Source organism: Allokutzneria sp. A3M-2-11 16, assembly GCF_024213555.1.
GTDB lineage: Bacteria > Actinomycetota > Actinomycetes > Mycobacteriales > Pseudonocardiaceae > Allokutzneria.
Map to the genome: position 1 here is coordinate 2,427,339 of NZ_JANAVO010000001.1, position 18,596 is coordinate 2,445,934.

Below are 18,596 nucleotides of genomic sequence, written 5' to 3' on the forward strand. Positions count from 1 at the left end.
GGATCGGCGTCACGGGTGGTCCTGGGGGAAACCTTCGTGAAGGTCATGATCATCCGCTTTGTCTCGGCCGGCACCCGCGTCCCCGGGTGCCGGCCGATGGCAGTTTCACCGGCGTCCTGCCGAGGTATCTCCTGGTCATGGCCAATGACGTCGTAGAACTCATCCTCGCCGACCACCGCCGCTTCGAGGAGCTCTTCCGCGATCTCCGCAACCGCGACAACGACCGCGACAAGCTCCTCGGCGAGCTGGCCGCCCTGCTCGTCGCGCACGCCGAGGCCGAGGAGGGCGAGGTCTACCCGGCGCTCAAGCGCTTCCGGAAGGTCGACGACGAGGAGGTCGACCACGGCGCGGAGGAACACGCCGAGGGCCACCAGGCGCTGCTCGCGCTGATGGAGGTCGGCGACGCCTCGTCGGAGGAGTGGGAGGACAAGCTGGAGGAGCTGGTCCAGGCGCTCAACCACCACGTCGACGAGGAGGAGCGGACCATCCTCAACGACGCCCGCGACGCGGTGCCCGCACAGCGCAGGGCGGAGCTCGGCGCCGAGTTCGTCCGCGTGCGCCAGGAGCGGCTGGACGCCGACTGCGGCTCGATCGAGCACGTGCGCGAACTGGTGAAGGCCACCGAACACCGCGTCGACTGAGGTCCGCCATTTTCCCGTTTCGTACTCTTAACGGGGTTTGGAGCGCTCTAAACAACGGTGAAGAGTACGAAACGGGGTTCTCCAGCCACGTCGGCCGAGGATGTGCGGGGGCGGACGAGTGGTAGCACCGTAGCAGGTTCGGGGTGGTAGCACGGTATCGATGAGCTCCGCGTACACCGAGGATGGCTTGTGACGGCCTGATCGGTGTTTGAGGAGAATGATGACCGAGGTAGCGATCGCCACCAGGGAACTGGGCAGGCGATACGGTCGCAAATGGGGTTTGCGCGGCTGTTCGCTGAGCATTCCGGCCGGGCGCGTGGTCGGCCTTGTCGGGCCCAACGGCGCGGGAAAGTCAACGCTCATGAACATGATGGTCGGCCTGTTGCGGCCGACCGAGGGCGAGTTGGAGCTGCTCGGTGAGCGCGTCGGGCCGAACACCGTGCTCGACCGGGTCGCCTACATCGACCAGGAGCACTCGCTCTACCGCACCTTCAAGGTGCGCGAGATGCTGAAGGCCGGGCGGAAGCTCAACACCCGCTGGTCGCAACGGATCGCCGAAGATCGCCTGCGGGCGCGGGGAATTCCCTTGGACCGCAAGGTCGGCGAGCTCTCCGGCGGCCAGCGAGCCCAGGTCGCGCTGGCCGTCGCGCTGGCGACCACGCCGGACCTGCTGATCCTCGACGAACCCGTGGCGAGCCTGGACCCGTTGGCGCGCAAGGAGATGATGGCCGCGCTGATGTCGGCGAAGGCCGAGACGGGCTGCACGATCGTGCTGTCCTCGCACGTGGTCTCCGAACTGGAGCGGCTGTGCGACCACCTGGTCGTGCTCGACCACGGTCGGCTCCGGTTGTCCGGCGACATCAACGAGTTGCTCAACGAACACCGCCTGCTGGTGGGCCCCGCCGCCACCGCCGCTGCGGTCGCCGCCGGGCAGGACGTGGTGCACCACGATGAAGGTTCCCTTCTGGTGCGCGGAGTTCGGCCGATCCACGATCCACAGTGGAGGGTTGAGCCGGTCGACCTGGAGACGCTGGTCATGCAGTACCTGTCGATGGCCTACCGGCCCGTGCGGGAGACCGTGTCATGACGTGGGTGGCCTGGCGGCAGCACCGCTGGGTGTTCGCGGGGATCGCGGCCATGTTCGCGGTGCTCAGCGCGCTCTTCCTGATCGCTGAGGCCAGCGGCAACGGTTCGGTCCTGACCTGGTCCGGCACCGTGATCGGCGGGTTCCCGGGTTTCCTGCGCTCCTACGAGGAGCTGAACAACGGCTTCGCTCCGCTGCCGATCCTGGTCGGCATGCTCGCCGGGGCGCCACTGCTCGCCGGTGAGCTGGAGCACGGCACCCACCGCTACTCCTGGACCCAGGGCGTATCGCGAAACCGTTGGCTCGTAACCAAAACGCTCATGATTGGCGCTGTGGTCACGGTGTTCAGCGCCGCGTACGCCTCGGTGCACACGCGGTGGTACCAGCCCTACGCGGCCCAGGGCGGCTGGTTCATGATCGCCAGTCAGGGTTCGCTCGCGTTGCCCGCCGCCTGCCTGTTCACCTTCGCGCTCGGCACCGCAGCGGGTGCGCTGCTCGGCCGAGTCGTTCCCGCGATGGCCACGGTCGTCGTCGGACATCTCGCGGTGCTCGTGGTGGAGCGCGCCTTCGTGCGGCGGAACCACCTGCTGGGCGAAGCTCCCGATTTCTGGACCTACCAGGCCATCCAGCTGGGCCTCTACGCCGGGCTCGCCGCGTGCTGCCTCGCGGTCTCCTTTCTGGCTGTGCGAAACAAGTTCTCCTGATACCCGAGAGGTTCTTCCATGCTGTGGATGGCCTGGCGGCAACATCGGCTCGCCGTCTTTTCGGTCGCCGTCGCCTTCAGCGGTGCCGCCGCCTTCTTTTTCTTGCTGGGCAACAGGATGCGTGCCGCGCTTCCCGCCGACGTCCTGCCGAACTGCTTCTCCGTGGCCAGCGGTCCGGAGTGCGACGGCTGGGCGCGGGTCGTGAACGAGACGCTGAACCTGTCAGTGCTGCTGCCCGTGCTCGCCATCGCCGCCGGGGTCTTCCTCGGTGCTCCTTTGCTGGCAAGGGAAATGGAACAGCGCACCCACCGATACGCGTGGACGCAGGGGGTCTCCCGGTTGCGTTGGTTGAACACCAAGCTGGTCATGCTCGGTGCCACCGTGCTGCTCCTCAGCACCGCGGTCTCGGCGGCGCACATGTGGTGGTACGCCCCGGCTGCCAAGACCGAGGGGCTGTTCGACGCCTTCGGGATGACGGCCCCGGTGTTTCCCGCGGTGTGCCTGTTCGCGTTCCTGCTCGGCGTCTTCATGGGCGCGCTGTTCAAGCGGGTTCTTACCGCGATCACGTTGACCACAGCCGGTTTCCTCGCGTGCCTGGTCCCCGTGCAGACCATCTTCCGGACGCGGTACCTCCCCGCTGTCGACGGCCAGTACGCGGAGGCCCGCGGCGGGTGGGTGATGGACTTCCTCTACACCGACGGTTCCGGCACGTACACGCTGTTCAGCGCGCTGCAGAAGGCCGGGCTCAGCGGCTCGGGCACGTCCTTCGGTTCGAAGGAGATCGGCCAGCTGAAGGCGCTGGGCTTCCGCGAGTTCGTCAGCTACCAGCCCGCCGACAGGTTCTGGACCTTCCAGCTCATCGAGGCCGGGATCTTCACCGGCCTCGCCGCCGTCTGCGTCGCGCTCACCTTTTACTTGGTGCGCACCAGGTTGGCGTAGTTCGCCCGGTCCGGGACACAGCGGACCCCGGCGATCCTGTCGTGCCACCCCCGTTGGTCCCTGCGGGCCACGGGGGCGAGCAGGAAGAGCGTGAACGCGGCTCCCGCGATGAGCACTGCGACCAGCATCGGCTGCATCTGCTGGACGGGGCCGAAAACCTCGGTCAGGGTGTCGGAACCCACTGTCCTGCCGACGAGCATCAGCGTGAAGAAACCCAGCGCCAGCAGGGCTAGCAGGCCGAGTGGACCGAAGACCTCGCGCACCACAAGGCGAAGGCACGTCGCGGGTGTGCCGTCGACCTGGCGCACGCGGAACTTCAGCAGCCTGCCCGCCGGGGTGTACCCGTCGGCCAGCAAGGGCGTGACGACGCGGATCAACGCGAAGACGATGAGGAACGCCCACTCCGTCACCCCGACGAACGACACCACGATTCCCAGTAAAACCACGTCGAGCCCGTACGCGAGGACCTGCGTCGGCAGCCCGACCGCGTCGAGCTGGGCCAGGACCTCCTTGGCGGGCAACACCTTCGGCACGATCACCGCGGCCGGGGCGATCAGTCCGCCGAGGGTGGCGCCCAGCGTGTTGGCCATCAGGTCGTCGACGTCGAAGAGCCGGTAGGGGCAGGGGTAGATGCCGAGGTTGCCGGTGACCTGGATGATCTCCACGACCAGTGAGGCGAGGAACCCGGCCAGGAGCACCCAGCGCAGCTGGAGCCCGTAGGCCTTGCGCAGCAACACACCCAGCGGCAGGAACAGCGCGACGTTGAACGCGAAGGACAGCAACGGGAACGTCTCAGGGAGTTCGGCGATGAAGTGGAACGGCACCCATTGCGTCGTCTGCCGACCGTCGCACACGCTGGACAGCGACGGGAACGGCATGAACACCAAGGCGAGCAGAACGAGGCCGTACAGCAGCGTCGCGTAGAGGACGAACGAGCGGCGCGGCTCCACCCGGCCGTACCGGAAATAGTGGAAGACGACCACCGGGACCACGAGAGCGATACCCGTGATCAGGAAGTGGAACAGCCCGGCCTCGATGTTCTGCATATGTTCGGGGAGCACGATTGCGCGACGTTAGCGACGGTGATCATGCTCGGCAATTTCTTCGGTGTCGCGCGAAAAGATCTGCTCAACGCGCCGTGCATTGGGGTGGTAGCACGGTGGCGGAAACGAAAAGCCCGTGTCCCGCACCGAGGACGCGGGCTTTTCCGTCGGAGTTCACCGGTCCGAATCGACCAGCTCGATCAGTTCCGGCCTTTTCGGCTGGAGGTTGTCGCCCGTCGAGACGCCGCGAATGGTTCTGCCGAGCCACGGCACCAGGTGCGCGCGCGCCCAGTGCAGGTCGCCACGGCGCTGGGTCACCCACGTCAGGGGCGGCTCCTCCGGCAGCGGGAGGGCCCAGTCCTCCTCCACCGGGACGCCGAGGACCTCGCAGGTCCGCAACGCCACCCGGTGGTGGCCCTCCGGCGTCAGGTGCAGCCGGTCCTCGCTCCACATGCGACGGTCCTGGAGGACGCGCATCGACCACAGGTCGACCACGCGGCAGTCGTACCGGTCGGCGATCGCACGCAGGTGCGCGTTGTAGGTGGCGACCTTGCCGCGCACGCGGCGCAGCACCGGCGTGTCCCGGGTGTCGAAGCCGGTGAAGATCACCACCTCGCTGCCCCCCGCGCGCAGCTCGCTGACCGCGCTCTCGTACAGCTCGGCCAGCGAGTCCGGGTCGGCGGACGGCATGATCAGGTCGTTGCCGCCACCGCAGAAGGTCACCAGATCGGGGTGCAGCGTGCCGACCAGGGGGACCTGCTCGGCCACGATCTCGCCGAGCAGCTTGCCGCGGATGGCGACGTTCGCGTACCGCAGGCCAGGGTTGATGGCGGCTATCCGCTCCGCCGTGCGGTCGGCCCAGCCCCGGAACTGTCCGTTGGGTCCTGGGTCGTCCAGACCCTCGGTGAAGGAGTCACCAATAGCGACAAACGAGCCCCACTGCACGACGTCCCTCCCTGCCCCCGGCTGTCCTACACCGTCTTCACCCGCCCACCGTAACTTGACACACCGTCAGATAACCTGCGCGACCCCCCGATGCGGGCACCGTCACGCCGCCGCCACCGGAGCGGGCAGCGCGGCCCCGCGCAGCGCCGCCTCCGCGGTCGGCCCAGCTCCGAGGGCGTCCAGCCCCCACAACGCCGCCCCGACGACCGGTGGAAGATCGACCAGACGCAGCTCCGCGAGCGGTGCCACGGCCCTGCACCGGTGTTCGACCTCGGTGATCAGTTGGTCAGAAGCGCCGGTCAGCACGCCGCCGCCGAGCACGACCGGCACCCGCTCCCCGGTCAGCCCGAGCCGCCGCAGGCTGACACCGGCGAGCAGGCCGATCTCCTCGGCGAGCCGGTCCACCACCCCGGTGGCCACCGCGTCCCCGGCCGCCGCGACCTGGAACAGCACCGGCGACAGCGCGTGCACGGCCGAGTTCAGGTCCAGCTCGCCGAAGTGCAGCGCCTCGATGACCTCGACCATGCTCGACGACCCGAAGTGCGCGAGCACCGCGGGCAGCAGCTCGGTCGGCTCACCCCGCCCGTCGTCGGCGCGCACGGCCAGCCACAGCGCCTCGCTGCCCATCTGCGCGCCGCCGCCCCAGTCGCCGGAGATGCGGCCGAGCGCGGGGAAGCGGTGCGTGCGCCCGTCCGGCGCGACTCCGACCGCGTTGATCCCGGCGCCGCACACCACCGCGACCCCGACCCCGTCGCTGGTTCCCGCGCGCAGCAAGGCGAAGGTGTCGTTGGCGACCACCGTCGTCGAGGACCAGCCGAGCGCGCTGACCGCCGCGCTGAGCAGTTCCTCCTCGCGCGGGAGATCCGCTCCGGCCAGGTAGGCGGCCGTGTGCGCGGCGAACGGAGCCTTGCCGGACAGCCCGGCGGCGCGGGCCGCGCGGGCGGCCAGCTCGCCGAAGCAGTCCAGACTCGCTTGCACACCAACGTTTTGCGGTGAGGCACCGGGACCGCGCACCCGCGAGAGCACCACGCCGTCGGTGTTCACCAGCATCACGTCGGTCTTGCTGTTGCCGCCGTCGATGGCGAGCACGATCTGTTCGGCCTTCACCCTGTCTCCCCCTGCTGCCGCAGCGCGGCCAGCCCGCGAACGACGATGTCCCCCGCGCGCTCCCCTGTCCGGAAACACGGGAAGTCCGTGTGGGAGCGCTCTCTCCTTGGACGCGCCTCCGCGGCGAGGAGCTCGCGGAGGGTCCTGATCGGCCGACCTTCCTGCCGGTTCACGACTTGGCCCAGGGCAGGTGGTCGCGGTTCTCCGCCACCAGGTCGTCGGCCAGCTTCTCGGCCTGCGCGAACTGGCCGACCAGCGGATGGGCCAGCAGCGCGTCGGCGACCCGGTCCCGCCCGCCGTGCACCGCGGCCTTCAACGCCAGGTACTCGTAGGCGGTCACGTGCGAGATCAGTCCGGAGAACTCCGGCGGCACCTCGGCGACGGGCAGCGGAACAGCGCCCTCGGTGTCCACAGTGGACGGAACTTCGATCACGGCGTCGGAGGGCAGGAAGGGCAGCGTCGACCCGTTGCGCACGTTGACGACGTGCTCCTCCGCGGAGCCGCCGCCGGTCAGCGCGTGCACCAGCTGGATGGCCGCCTCGGAGTAGTACGCGCCACCCCGCTCCGCCAGCTCCTTCGGCTTGGTGACGACGTTCTCGTCCGAGTAGATCTTCATCAGCTCGTGCTCGACGTCGGTCACCACGTCCGCGCGCGGACGCTCGTTCCGTTGCTTCGCAACGATCTCGTCGTGCGAGTAGAAGTACTTCAAGTAGTAGGACGGCAGCACACCCAAGCGCCGCAACACGTCCGCAGGCAGTTCCAGGTCGGCTGCGATGGCGTCCGCGTGCTCGGCGATCAGCTGCGGCAGCACGTCCTTCCCGTCCACCAGCACCTGCCGGGTCCAGGTGAGGTGGTTGAGGCCGACGTGGTCCAATCGCACGTCCTCCGGCGGGCGCCCGAGCAGGCCGGAAACCAAGCGCTGCAACGTGATCGCCACATTGCACAGCCCGACCGCGCGGTGCCCGGCCTCCAGCAGCGCGCGCGTCACGATGCCGACCGGGTTGGTGAAGTTGACGATCCATGTGTCCGGGCCGGTCACCGCGCGCACCCGCTCGGCGATGTCGAGCACCACCGGGACCGTGCGCAGCGCCTTGGCGAGGCCGCCCGCCCCGGTGGTTTCCTGGCCCAGACAGCCGCAGTCCAGCGGGAAGGTTTCGTCTGAGCGCCGCGCTGCCTGGCCGCCGACGCGCAGCTGGAACAGCACGGCGGAGGCGCCCTCCGCGCCCTCCTCCAGGTTCGAGGTGGTGCGGACGCGGGCCGGGTGCCCGGCGTGGTCGAGCAGGCGCTGGGAGAACGGCCCCACAACGGAAAGCCGGTCGTGGTCGGGATCGACGAGCACGATCTCGTCGACCTTGAGACTGGTTCGCCTGCCCGCGATCCCGTCGATGAGTTCGGGTGTGTACGTCGATCCGCCGCCGACAACGGTGAGCTTCATCCTTTGACCCCCGTGAACGTGATGCCCTTGACGAAAGACTTCTGCGCGAACAGGAACAGCACGATGGCCGGGGCCATGATCAGCACCGTCGCCGCCATGGTCAGGTTCCACTCGACCTGGTGCGAACCGCGGAAGGACGCGAGGGCGAGCGAGAGCGTCCAGTTCCCCTTGTTCTCCCCGGTGTAGAGCAGCGGGCCGAAGTAGTCGTTCCAGGTGAACAGGAAGCAGAACAACGCGGTCGCGGCGATGCCCGGCCGGGCCATCGGCACCAGCACCCGCACCAGCGCGGTGAGCTCCGAACAACCGTCGATCTTCGCCGCGTCGATGTAGTCCTGCGGGATCGTCAGGAAGAACTGGCGCAGCAGGAAAACGCTGAACGCGTCGAAGAGGAAGTACGGGATCACCAAGGGCCACAACGTTCCGGTGAGCCCGAAGTTGATCCACATGTCGTACAGCGGGACCGCGACCACCTGGGGCGGCAGCATCATCGCGGCGACCACGAGCAGGAAGACCGCGTTGCGCCCGCGCCACTTCATCCGCGCCAGCGCGTACGCCGTCGGGATGGCCGAGAGCATCACGCCGAGCGTGGCCAGCAGCGAGTACATCAGCGAGTTGGCCATGTACTCCAGCATCGGGGCCTTCTCGAACACCCGGAGGAAGTTCTCGAAGTGCCACTCCTGCGGCCACAGGTTCGACGACAGCGCCTGCTTGTCCGACATCACCGCGGTGAGGAACACGAAGACGATCGGCGTGGTGAACCCGATCGCCAGCGCGATACCGATGCTGTGGGTGGCCACCCAGTGCAGCTTGCGATCCCAGGAACCCTTGCGGGGCTTGGCTTGCGTGATCGTGCTCATGCGCCCTCCTCGACGTGCGAGGCCCTGCGCATCTGGCGCACCAGGATCGCGGTGAAGACGAAGGACACGGCGAACAGCAGCACGGCCATGGCCGCCGCGTAACCCATGTTGAAGTAGCGGAATCCCTGTGTGTACAACCACATCGGGTAGGTCAGGGTGGAGTTCTGCGGGAAGCCGAGGATCTTCGTCGAGCCCGCGACGTCGGCCGTGCCCGAGGCCACCGAGCCCGCCACCACCGCCTGGGTGAAGAACTGCAGCGCGAAGATGATCGAGTTGACCACGCCGAACATCAGCACCGGCGAGATCGTCGGCAGCGTGATGTGCCAGAACCGGCGGAGCGCGTTCGCCCCGTCCAGCTCCGCCGCCTCGTACTGCTCCTGCGGCACGTCCAGCAACGCCGCCAGGATGATGATCATCAGCTCGCCGGAACCCCACAGCACCAGCAGGGTCAGCGCGGGCTTGGACCACAGCGGATCGCTGAACCACAACGGCGAGGAGATGCCGACGAAGTTCAGGAAAGCGTTGACCGGACCGAACTCCGGGTTCAGCAGGAAGCTGAACACCAGCGTCGCGGCCACCGGCGGGGCCAGCGACGGCAGGTAGCACAGCGTCCGGATGACACCGACGCCGCTCCTCAGCCGCGCGATCACCGAGGCGACGCCGAGCGCGAAGATCACCCGCGCCACGGTCAGCACCACGACCAGCCACAGCGTGTTCCACGCCGCGACCTTCACCAGCGGCTCGCTGGTGAACATCCGCACGTAGTTCTCGAACCCGATCCACTGCGGCGGGTTGATCAGGTCGTAGCGGGTGAAGGAGAAGTAGGCGGTGGCGATCAGCGGGTAGGCGAAGAACACGACGAACCCGACGATCGCCGGTGACAGGAACGCCAGCACCGTCCAGCGGTTGCGGGCGCGCGGGCGCGCCGTGCGGCGGGGCGCCGGGGCCACCGCCGCACGCTCGAGCGTCGCGGTCACCGACCGCTCTGCGCGAGGGCGTCGTTGATCTGCTGGTCGACCTTCTTCAGGCCCTCGTCCAGGTTGGCGACCCGGCCCGCCTGCCATTCCGCGGCGAAGTCGTTGACCGCCTTGAGGTGCGCGTCGCCGATCGGGGTCGGCGGGTTCGACCACAGCTTGCCGCCGCCGTAGAGGTCGATGAACGTCTTGAACTGCGGGGTGACCTGGAGCCGCGGGTCCTTCAGCGCGGCGTCGGTGCTCGGCACGTTCTTGATCGCGTTGGACAGGTTGACCAGGGTGTCGGTCTCCAGCGACATGTGCTTGATCAGCTCCCACGCGGCGCCGGCGTTCTTGGCGCCCTTGGGGATTCCGATGACCGTGCCGGTGGCGAACGCGCCGTCCGCGCGGTCCGGGCGAGCCGCGGAGTGCGGGAACGGGGCCGTGCCGAAGGAGATGCCCGGCGACTGGTCGGCGATGAACGCGGTCCGGTACTCACCGTCCACGATCATCGCGAGCTTGCCCTGCTGGAAGGCGTGGTCGGCGGAGTACTCCTGGCCGAGCCCGGCGCGGAAGCGCTCCAGGTTGTCGTAGCCGTAGAAGTCCACCAGCTTGCGCTGGAACTCGAACATCGCCTTCCACTCGGCGCTGCCCGCGAGCGCGGACCTGCCGTTGGCGTCGAGGTAGCGCGCGCCCCAGGACGGCGCCCAGATGTGCGCCTGGTTGTTGTAGAAGGGCATCGACGGCAGGAAACCCGCCACCTTGATGGAGCCGTCAGGGTTCTTCTGCGTCAACCGCTTCGCGGCCTCCAGCAGCTGGTCGGTGGTCTTCGGGATCTCGGTGACGCCCGCGGCGGCGAGGAGGTCCTTGTTGTAGAACAGCCCGTAGACGTCGGCGAGCATCGGCAGCGCGCAGCGGGTGCCCTTGAAGTCGGTGTAGTCGCGCACCGCCTGCGGGATCACGTTCAGGTCGATCTTGTCGCGCTCGATGTAGCCCTTGAGGTTCTGCCACGACCCGCTGGAGCAGAACTGGCCCAGGTTGTCGGTCATGAAGGTCATCGCCACGTCCGGCGGGTTCCCGCCGCGCACCGCACCGGTGATCTTGTCGTCGTCCTGGTTGCCCTCGTGCTTGATCTCGATGTTCGGGAACTTCGACCTGAAGGTGTTGAGTGCCTTGGTGACCTCGCGTTCCTCCCGGTCGGAGTACTTGGAGAACACCGTCAGCGTGAGCTTGTCGTCCTTCTTGGGCGGTTCGGCGACCGCGCCCGAACCGCCGCGCGCGCCCGCGCACGCCGTCATCGTCAGCACCGCCACCGCGGTGAGTCCCGCCAGTGTCTTGCGCATCAAGCCCTCCGAAAAGGGTCAGGCGGGTCTCGGGGACCCGCGGAAAGGTTCGGCCGCGGCGGCGGTGAGTCCAAAAACCTTCTGCCTGGCCAGCGCGAGCGCCGAGTGCAGCGCGCCCGCGCGCACCGGGTTCCCGGTGACCAGGGTTGGAGCGACGGGGGTGCGCGGCACCACCAGCTCGTGCAGTTCGGTGGCGACGAGCCCGCACAGCTGTTCCCCGCCCGCCTGACCGGTTTCCCCGGCCAGCAGGACGAGTTGCGGGTCGACCACGCTGACCACCCCGGCGACCCCGGTGGCGATCCGCTTGGCCAGGTCGGTCAGGAAGGGCAGGCCGTCCGCGCCGGCGGAACGGGCCTTGCGCACGGCCGACCACGCGTTGCGCGCGGACAGCCCGTGCGCGCGGGCGAGCTTGAGGATGGTCGGCGAACCGAGCAGGTCGCCGAGCCGGATGCCGCGGCTGTCTATGCCGGTGTCGGCGTCGGCCAGGTCGGGCACGCGCATCCAGTCGATCTCGCCCGCGCCCCCGGTGGCCCCGCGCAGCAGCCTGCGGTTGATCACCACGGCGGCGCCGATGCCCTCGCTGAGCCAGATCAGGACGAAGTCGCCGGTGTCGGTGGCGCGGCCCGCGACCATCTCCTCCAGCGCGACCAGGTTGACGTCGTTCTCGACGGTGACCGGGGCCTGGAGCAGCTCGCGCAGCCTGCCCGGCATGTCGAAGCCCTCCCAGCCGGGCAGGTGCGGGGCGAAGCCGAGGTGCCCGTCCGCGGGGTTCACCGCTCCGGGCGAGCCGACCACCACGGAGCACAGCTGGTCCGGGACGAGCCCGGCCCGCTCCACGGTCGCCCGCACCGCGTCGGCGAAGGCGGTGACCACCTCGGGGCCGCCCTCGGGCAGTTCCGCCTGCCGCTCGGCCAGGATCGCGCCGGTGACGTCGGCGACCACGATGTCGGCGTGGCTCGGTGTGAGGTCGACGGCGACGACGTGCGCGAGCGCCCCGTTGACCGCCCACAGCTGCGCGCGCGGCCCGCGGCTGCCCCCGCGCAACCCGTCCCGCACGACGGCCCCGTCCTGTTCCAGCCGGGTCAGCAGCTGGGCGGTGGCGGGCTTGGACAGTCCGATGATCGCCTCGACCTCGGACCGCGTCATCGCGCCGCGCTGGAGCAGCGCCTCGATCGCCGCGCGGTCGTTGATCTCCCGCAGCAGCCGCGGGCTCCCGGCTCGCATCCGCCCCTCCGTCCCTCACTTGTCTGTTAACTTCCCAGACGATTTCCGCCACCGTAGTAACCCACCTCACGGAGGTCAATCCCCAAACCGGCAGCGAACTGGGTCACAAAGGGTGACCTAACCGGTGTTCGCGGGCGCGGTGTTCAGGCAGGCTGGAGGGGTGACGGAACGGTCTACCGCCCAGCAGTCGGCCAACCCCGGCGAGGAGTCGCTCGCATCGCTGCTCGGCGGGCGCCGCGCGGCCATCGACGCGACCCTGCCACCGGTGGCCTTCGTCATCGGTTGGCTGGCGTTCGGCGACTCCGTGCTGCTCGGCGCGGTGTCGGCGGTCGTCGTCGGCGCGGCGCTGGCCGTCGTCCGGCAGCGGCGCGGGGACAAGCCCCGTGCGGTGCTGCTGGGCATGCTCGGCGTCGTCGTCGCGGCCCTCGTCCCGCTCTACACCGGCCGCGCATCGGACTTCTTCCTCCTCCAGTTGATCGCGAACGCGGGCAGCGCACTGGCGTGGGCGGTCAGCATCGTGATCCGCTGGCCGTTGCTCGGCGTCGTGGTCGGCACCGCGCTCGGGCAGCGCACGCGCTGGCGCAAGGACCCCGCGCTGCTGCGGGCCTACAGCCTGGCGAGCTGGTCGTGGGTGATGCAGTACGTGATCAGGCTGGCCGTGTTCATCCCGCTGTGGTGGATCGACGCGACGGTCGCGCTCGGCACCACGCGGGCCGCGTTGACCTATCCGCTGGTGGCGCTGAACCTCGCGGTGAGCTGGTGGATCTTCCGCAAGGCACTGCCCGCCGACCACCCGGGCATCCGGCACCCGCGTGTTCCATAGACTGCTGGCATGAGTGGGCTGGATCCGGGCGGCGCGACCACTCCCGCGGAGTACGTCGCCCTGCTCCGTCGGCTCAAAGACAGCTCCGGACTGACCTACCGGCAGCTCGAACGCCGGGCCGAGGACCTCGGTGAGGTCCTGCCGAGGAGCACCGTCGCGTCGATGCTCGCCCGTGACACCCTGCCGCGCGTCGAACTCGTGAGCGCCTTGCTCAAGGTGTGCGGGGAAACCGACGACGCCGCCTGGCTGCGCGCGTACGTGCGCGTCTCGAGTGCTCCTGCCCCGTCTGCGGAGAAGCCGCGGCGTCGGTGGGCTTGGCCGGTCGGGGTCGCCGTGGCCGTGCTCATCGTGATCGCCGTGGCCGTGCTCTCCGCGCAGCGCTCCGATGACGAGCCGCACCCCATCACCGCCCGCCCGAACCCCGCCGCGCCCGCCGAGGGCAGCTACCGGATTCGCGCGGTGCACTCCGGTCTGTGCTTCTCGGAGCGCGAGGGCACGGACAGCGGCGTGGTGTACCAGAAGAACTGCGCGCAGACGCTGCCCCGCTACTCGCTGGACCGGCTCGAAGACGGCTCGTACCGCGTCCGCGCCGACCACCCGCAGTTCGGCCCCGGGTGCCTCGGCGTGCGCAAGGCGTCCATGTCGTTCGGCGGCACGGTCGTCGACGACGAGTGCGATACCGGTGGCGCCGAGCTGTTCAACCTGGAATCCGTTGGTACCAGCGGATTCCGGCTCCGCGCGTTGCACAGCAACCTGTGCGTCGGGATCTCCGACGGCGAGCGGGACGAATGGGTCACCGTCCGCCAGGTCGCCTGCGAGTCACCGCTCTCCGCGACCGTGCTCGCCTTCGACCCCGTGCGCTAGCCCCGCGCCGGTTCCCCCGTCTTCAAGTACGACACACCCCCTCCCCAGCAGTCGCTAAGTGCGCCTAACCCCCAGCGGACGCACGCAGGTTAGGCGTCGTTTGCGACTGCTGGCGGAGGGGTTCGTGGTACTTGAAGACCGGCGGACTCGGTGATCAGGTGAGGAGTCTGGTGTGGAGGGCCTGGCGGAGTGCGGGGTCGGGGACGAGCTCGGTGGCGGCGAGCCAGGCGGCGCCCGCCGCGCCGTCGCGGGCCTCGGAGATGTCGGAGAAACCGTTGGCGCCCAAGCCGATTCGCAGTGCGTCGCCGAACGGGTTGCCCGCCTCGGTGAGGCTGCCGATCAGCACGACGGGTGAGCCGTCGACGGTGGGCGCGGCGGCGAGGGTGATGTCCACCAGGTGCAGCACACCGCGCCGCACGATGTCCTGCGCGATCTCGTCGCCCCCGGCCGCGGCGGCGCTGACCAGCGGGGCGAACCGGGCCAGCCGGACCGGCTCGTCGGCGTTGCAGCGGGTGATCACCAGGCGCCTGCGGTCGGCCGAGTCGGTGCCGCCGACCTCGGCGAGGACGGCCTCGGTGAGCGGGCTGGCCGGGGCCCGGCCCTCGATCGCCTTGAGCGTGGCGCGCACGGCCTCGCGGCCCACCCAGTAGCCGGAGCCCTCGTCGCCGAGCAGCCAGCCGTTGCCGCCGAAGACCGCCGTCATCCGGTGGTCGACGATCCGCATCGCGACCGAGCCGGTGCCCGCGACCAGCGCGGCGCCGGTCGGTTTCGGGGTGCCCGCGGCGAAGCCCACCTCGCAGTCGGTGACCACGCGCATCGGGCAGCGCAGGCCGACCCCGTGCCACATGTCGGTGAACAGCTTGACGATCTCCGGGTCGGCCATCTTGCTGGCGCCCGCCATGCCGACGACGGCGGCCGCGACCCCGGCGGGATCGCGGCCGTCCAAAGCGGCTTTGAGCGCCCCGGCCACCTCGGCGGCGGCCTGGGCCGGTGCGTGCGAGTTCGGGTTCCCGCCGCCCGTTTTGCCGGTGCCCAGCCGGACGCCGTCCAGATCGGCCAGCAGGGCCCTGCTCGACGTGCCGCCGATGTCCACTCCGAGGATCACGAGCCGACCCTAACCGCGCGTTCTCGTGGGAAAAAGACTGATAAGGGCCTCCTTATCGTCAATGTTTTCCCACGATCACATTGCGATGAGCCCGGCCCGTTGACCCCGCCCGTTGTGGTGATGCAAGATCAACAATTCCTTCGGGGCGGTCCCCGGGCCGGGCTTGACCTGCAACGTCGACCGGTCGCGGGCCACGTGCGCGACCGCGGGGGCCGAGCCGATGACCACGCCGGGCTTGAGCGGGTCGAAGGCCACCGGGGTACCGCTGGTGTCGATCAGGCCGTCGGAGTCGCTGGGCGCCACGTAGTAGCCCCGCACGTTCACCACGTACTTCAGCGGCGCGGAGGTCGCACCGGCCGCGACGCCCAGCGCCTTCAGCGTGGTCGGCAGCGCGATCACGCTGGAGTCGTAGATGTTGGTGTCGACGTCGCCGTACTGCGTGTTCACCGGCTGCGCCTCAACGATCGGGAAGGAGCCGTCCGGGTCCCGCCTGGTGAGGTCGCGGGTCTGGGACAGCACCAGGTCGGTCAGCGGCTGCCTGCCGACCTCGACGCGGCGGTCCGGCCTGCCGTCGCCGGTGGTGTCGATGTCGACGAACGGGATCGTGTTGCCGCCGATGCTCGCCCAGTCGCCCCAGGTCGCGATGCCGAAGGTGACCAGCCCCTGCTGGTTGCTGTTCGCGCCGAACCACCGCAGGTCACCGCCGCGCGCGGTCTGGTTGATCGTGCAGTTGTCCACGACGGCACCACCGCAGTCGCGCATCTGCTGCGAGCTGCCGTGCAGTTCGAAGACGCTGGCCAGCGAGCGGTACGCCTGGCTGCCCTTGCCCTGGTCGAGACCGCGGCCGGTGAACTGCACCAGCCGCTGCGTGCCGACCTCCAGCTTCTGCGCCGCCAGCTGCGCGACCGGCTTCGGCGCGGCGTAGACCGGCACGCGCAGCGCCGATCCGCCCTCGGGCGTCACGGTCAGCCAGCCCGAGGCGTCGGCGACGAACTGCCGCGCCTTGCCGCCCTGCTTCTCGTCCATCGTGGGGTCGATGACCTTGCGCAGCGTGCGCGCGTCGTCGATCCGCAGCGTCACGGTGAAGGTCCTGGTCAGCTTCGGGCCGAGGTCCAGTTCGCTCGGCGTGACCTCGTAGCGCACGCCGGGCATCTTGGTCGCCGCGACGTAGTCGATCGCCACGCTGACGGGCTTGTCGCTCTTGTTGACCACCTTGACGGTCCTGGTGGCGCGCACCCGGTCGATCACCTCGACGGTGCCGAAGGAGACGCTGACGGCCTGCGACGGGTCGTCGGCCATCACCAGGACCTGGTTCTGCTGCGCGGCGAGCGCGTCAACGCGGCCGGAGCCGACCCGCTGCGGGCCTTCGGCGATCTGCTTGTCCGCCGCGGCGTTGATGGTCGCGGTGGCGGTGTTCATCACCGACGCCTTGACCTCCTCCGGCGTCCAGTCCGGGTGCGCCTGGCGGACCAGCGCGGCGATCCCGGCGACGTGCGGGCTGGCCATCGAGGTGCCGCCGGAGACGAGAACCTCGTTGCCGCTGCCCGATTTCGCCGACGAGATCGTGTCACCGGGCGCGGCGACGTCGGGCTTCACAGCGGGACCGCGCCCGCCACGGGAGGACGAGGGCGTCACCGTGTCGGCGATCCGCGGCTCGACGTTGGGGGTGGAACCGCGCAGTGAGCCGCGCAGGCGGACGCTGAGCTGGCCGAGCACCGGGCGCAGCTGCTCGCTGGCCTGGCGGGTGAGCTGGAACATCGGCACGTTCTTGTTGCCCGCGATACCCGCGGTGAACTCGAAAACGCTGCTGGGCAACAGGATCGCCTTGGCGCCAGCGGCTTCGGCGTTGTTCGCGCGGGCCGCCGAACCGCACTTGCGGGTGGCGTCGTTGTCGTCCCAGTCCAGCCAGACGATCTTGTCGGCCACCTTGGCCTTGTCCGCGTCGGAGAACGCCTTGCAGCCGTCCTTGTTCGCGTCTTCGGACATCGTCACGACCGAGCGGGTCAGGTCGAGGCTGTCGTAGCCCGCGTACTCCGAGCTGTACTGGCCCGTCTTGCGACCGACCACTGTGGACGGTGCGGTGACGTCGAGCCCGTCCCGGAGCGCGTAGGCGTCCCTGGTGTTCGCGACGGCCAAAGTGGACGGTGCGTTCGCGGGGGAGCCGCCGACGTCGTTGATGTCACCGCCGTTGCCGTTGGCCGCGACCACCAGGACGCCGTGCTCGGCGAGCGTCTTCATGATCTTGTTGTCGGGGGTGTCCGGCGTGCCGAAGTCGGTGCCCAGCGACAGGTTCACCACGTCCAGCCGGTCGCTGAAGTCGCCGTCGCCGTTGGGGTCGAGCACCAGGTCCATCGCCTTGGCGGTCACGCTCGTGCTGCCCTTGCAGCCGAACACCTTGTACGCGTAGATCTTCGCCTTCGGCGCGGTGCCGGGCCCGACGCGCATCGCCGCGAGCTGCTCGCCGCCGAGGGTGTTGTAGTCGCCCTTGAACGTGCTGCCGTCGCCGTTGACGCCGTAGCCCGCCGCGGTCCCGGCGACGTGCGTGCCGTGCGCCCCGCAGGACAGCGGGTTCGGGTCCGGCTTCGGCGTGCGCGAGCCGAAGCGGCCGGAGGAGTCGTAGTCGTTGCCCGCGAGGTCGGCGCCGCCGACGACCTTGGCGGTGGGGAAGTAGGAGGCGTCGACCTTGGTGGAGTCGATGGCCTTGTACGCCTCCTTGGTGCCCGGCCCGCCGAAGGTCGAGTGCGTGTAGTCCACGCCGTCGTCGACGATGCCGAGGCGGATGTCGTCGCCGAGCCGCCCGGTCGCCTTCCACGCGTTCACGGCTTTGGTGAGCTGCGCGGCGCTGGCGTTCATCCGCTCGGTCGGCAGGTGCCTGCGCACTGAGCGGACCTCGGGCAGCTTGCCGAGCGCGGCCAGCTTGCGCGCCTCACCGCTGAGCATCACGCCGTTGAGCGCGTTGGCGGTGCGGTACAGCTCCTGGCCGCCGGAGCCCAGTGCGGCGACCACGCGGTCGGCCTGCTTGGTCATCCGGTCGCGGTTGGCGCGCACGGCCTGTGCGGTCTGCTCGCCCGACGCGCGGTTGCGGCGCTGCTCGGCGTAGACGTCGATCAGCGAGCGCTCGGTCAGTTCGACGAAGGCGGTCGCGGTGCCGTCGGTGGCGAGCAGCGCGGGGTCGACCCGTTGGCGCTCGGCCAGCTTCGGCCAGGGGCCGGTCGGGGCGGCGGGGGCGAGCCCGTCGGCCGGCGTGGTCTGCGCGGTCGCGGGGCCGGCGAACCCGGTCGCGGCCAGGGCGGCGACGAGCACCACAGCCCCGCCGCGCAGTGCCTGTCTTCCTCGGCGGAGTGCCATGCGCGTCCTCTCCGAAGGGGTAAGTGATCACCGACCGGTCCATCAGACCCGCCCGGGGGCCGTGGCGGTGGCGCCAGGCCGGGGAACCACCCGTTGGGGGAGGTCGGTGCGGTGGAGGGAGCAAGTTGATCATGCGCCCGCAGGCGGAGATTCATCGGATCTCACTTCCGGAATGGTGTGC

The 18,596-nt window shown here is 69.6% G+C and carries 16 protein-coding genes; 6 read left to right on the forward strand and 10 right to left on the reverse strand.

Annotation, left to right across the window (positions count from 1 at the left end; all coding sequences use genetic code 11):
• The first annotated feature begins 86 nt into the window (after positions 1–86).
• From NLX83_RS12105 to NLX83_RS12120, 4 genes are all read left to right on the forward strand, one after another.
• Positions 87–641, forward strand: coding sequence for a hemerythrin domain-containing protein (locus NLX83_RS12105; RefSeq protein ID WP_308209297.1), 555 nt, complete (start codon positions 87–89; stop codon positions 639–641).
• 220 nt (positions 642–861) lie between these two features.
• Positions 862–1,728 (forward strand): ABC transporter ATP-binding protein, encoded by an 867-nt coding sequence (locus tag NLX83_RS12110; RefSeq protein ID WP_254234921.1) that lies wholly within the window; start codon positions 862–864, stop codon positions 1,726–1,728.
• A complete protein-coding gene (locus NLX83_RS12115) occupies positions 1,725–2,429 on the forward strand; it encodes a hypothetical protein (RefSeq protein WP_254234922.1) in 705 nt (234 codons plus the stop codon). Before NLX83_RS12110 ends, NLX83_RS12115 begins: the two co-directional genes overlap by 4 nt.
• 18 nt (positions 2,430–2,447) lie before the next feature.
• The gene (locus NLX83_RS12120; RefSeq protein WP_254234923.1) at positions 2,448–3,368 is read left to right on the forward strand and encodes a hypothetical protein; all 921 of its coding nucleotides are present in this window, start codon (positions 2,448–2,450) and stop codon (positions 3,366–3,368) included.
• On the opposite strand, the gene NLX83_RS12125 is transcribed toward NLX83_RS12120, so the two are convergent.
• From NLX83_RS12125 to NLX83_RS12160, 8 genes are all read right to left on the reverse strand, one after another.
• Positions 3,341–4,429, reverse strand: coding sequence for a VanZ family protein (locus tag NLX83_RS12125; protein ID WP_254234924.1), 1,089 nt, complete (start codon positions 4,427–4,429; stop codon positions 3,341–3,343). The two genes, NLX83_RS12120 and NLX83_RS12125, sit on opposite strands and share 28 nt — an antisense overlap.
• A gap of 156 nt (positions 4,430–4,585) precedes the next feature.
• Positions 4,586–5,356 carry an SGNH/GDSL hydrolase family protein gene (locus NLX83_RS12130; RefSeq protein ID WP_254234925.1) on the reverse strand — a complete coding sequence of 257 codons (771 nt, stop codon included), beginning with the start codon at positions 5,354–5,356 and terminating at the stop codon, positions 4,586–4,588.
• A gap of 102 nt (positions 5,357–5,458) precedes the next feature.
• Entirely contained in the window at positions 5,459–6,463 is a 1,005-nt protein-coding gene (locus tag NLX83_RS12135) for an N-acetylglucosamine kinase (protein WP_308209298.1), read from the reverse strand.
• 169 nt (positions 6,464–6,632) lie between these two features.
• Positions 6,633–7,898, reverse strand: coding sequence for a 6-phospho-beta-glucosidase (locus tag NLX83_RS12140; protein WP_254234926.1), 1,266 nt, complete (start codon positions 7,896–7,898; stop codon positions 6,633–6,635).
• Positions 7,895–8,755 (reverse strand): carbohydrate ABC transporter permease, encoded by an 861-nt coding sequence (locus NLX83_RS12145; RefSeq protein WP_254234927.1) that lies wholly within the window; start codon positions 8,753–8,755, stop codon positions 7,895–7,897. Before NLX83_RS12145 ends, NLX83_RS12140 begins: the two co-directional genes overlap by 4 nt.
• The gene (locus NLX83_RS12150; protein ID WP_254234928.1) at positions 8,752–9,732 is read right to left on the reverse strand and encodes a carbohydrate ABC transporter permease; all 981 of its coding nucleotides are present in this window, start codon (positions 9,730–9,732) and stop codon (positions 8,752–8,754) included. The genes NLX83_RS12145 and NLX83_RS12150 overlap by 4 nt, the downstream gene beginning before the upstream one ends.
• A complete protein-coding gene (locus tag NLX83_RS12155; protein ID WP_254234929.1) occupies positions 9,729–11,051 on the reverse strand; it encodes an extracellular solute-binding protein in 1,323 nt (440 codons plus the stop codon). The genes NLX83_RS12150 and NLX83_RS12155 overlap by 4 nt, the downstream gene beginning before the upstream one ends.
• 18 nt (positions 11,052–11,069) lie before the next feature.
• Positions 11,070–12,275, reverse strand: a complete 1,206-nt coding sequence (locus tag NLX83_RS12160) for an ROK family transcriptional regulator (RefSeq protein ID WP_254234930.1) — start codon at positions 12,273–12,275, stop codon at positions 11,070–11,072.
• A gap of 160 nt (positions 12,276–12,435) precedes the next feature.
• On the opposite strand from NLX83_RS12160, the gene NLX83_RS12165 reads away from it, so the two are divergent.
• Together NLX83_RS12165 and NLX83_RS12170 are read left to right on the forward strand one after the other, a co-directional pair.
• Positions 12,436–13,098: a DUF3159 domain-containing protein gene (locus NLX83_RS12165; RefSeq protein WP_254234931.1), complete on the forward strand. Its 663-nt coding sequence runs from the start codon at positions 12,436–12,438 to the stop codon at positions 13,096–13,098.
• A 9-nt stretch (positions 13,099–13,107) separates the two neighbouring features.
• Positions 13,108–13,962 (forward strand): helix-turn-helix domain-containing protein, encoded by an 855-nt coding sequence (locus NLX83_RS12170; protein WP_254234932.1) that lies wholly within the window; start codon positions 13,108–13,110, stop codon positions 13,960–13,962.
• Between the two features lie 154 nt (positions 13,963–14,116).
• Here NLX83_RS12170 and NLX83_RS12175 read toward each other — a convergent pair whose 3' ends face one another.
• Together NLX83_RS12175 and NLX83_RS12180 are read right to left on the reverse strand one after the other, a co-directional pair.
• A complete protein-coding gene (locus NLX83_RS12175) occupies positions 14,117–15,067 on the reverse strand; it encodes an N-acetylglucosamine kinase (protein ID WP_254234933.1) in 951 nt (316 codons plus the stop codon).
• 75 nt (positions 15,068–15,142) lie between these two features.
• Complete coding sequence (locus NLX83_RS12180) at positions 15,143–18,415, reverse strand: S8 family serine peptidase (protein WP_254234934.1); 3,273 nt, start codon at positions 18,413–18,415, stop codon at positions 15,143–15,145.
• Positions 18,416–18,596 lie beyond the last annotated feature (181 nt).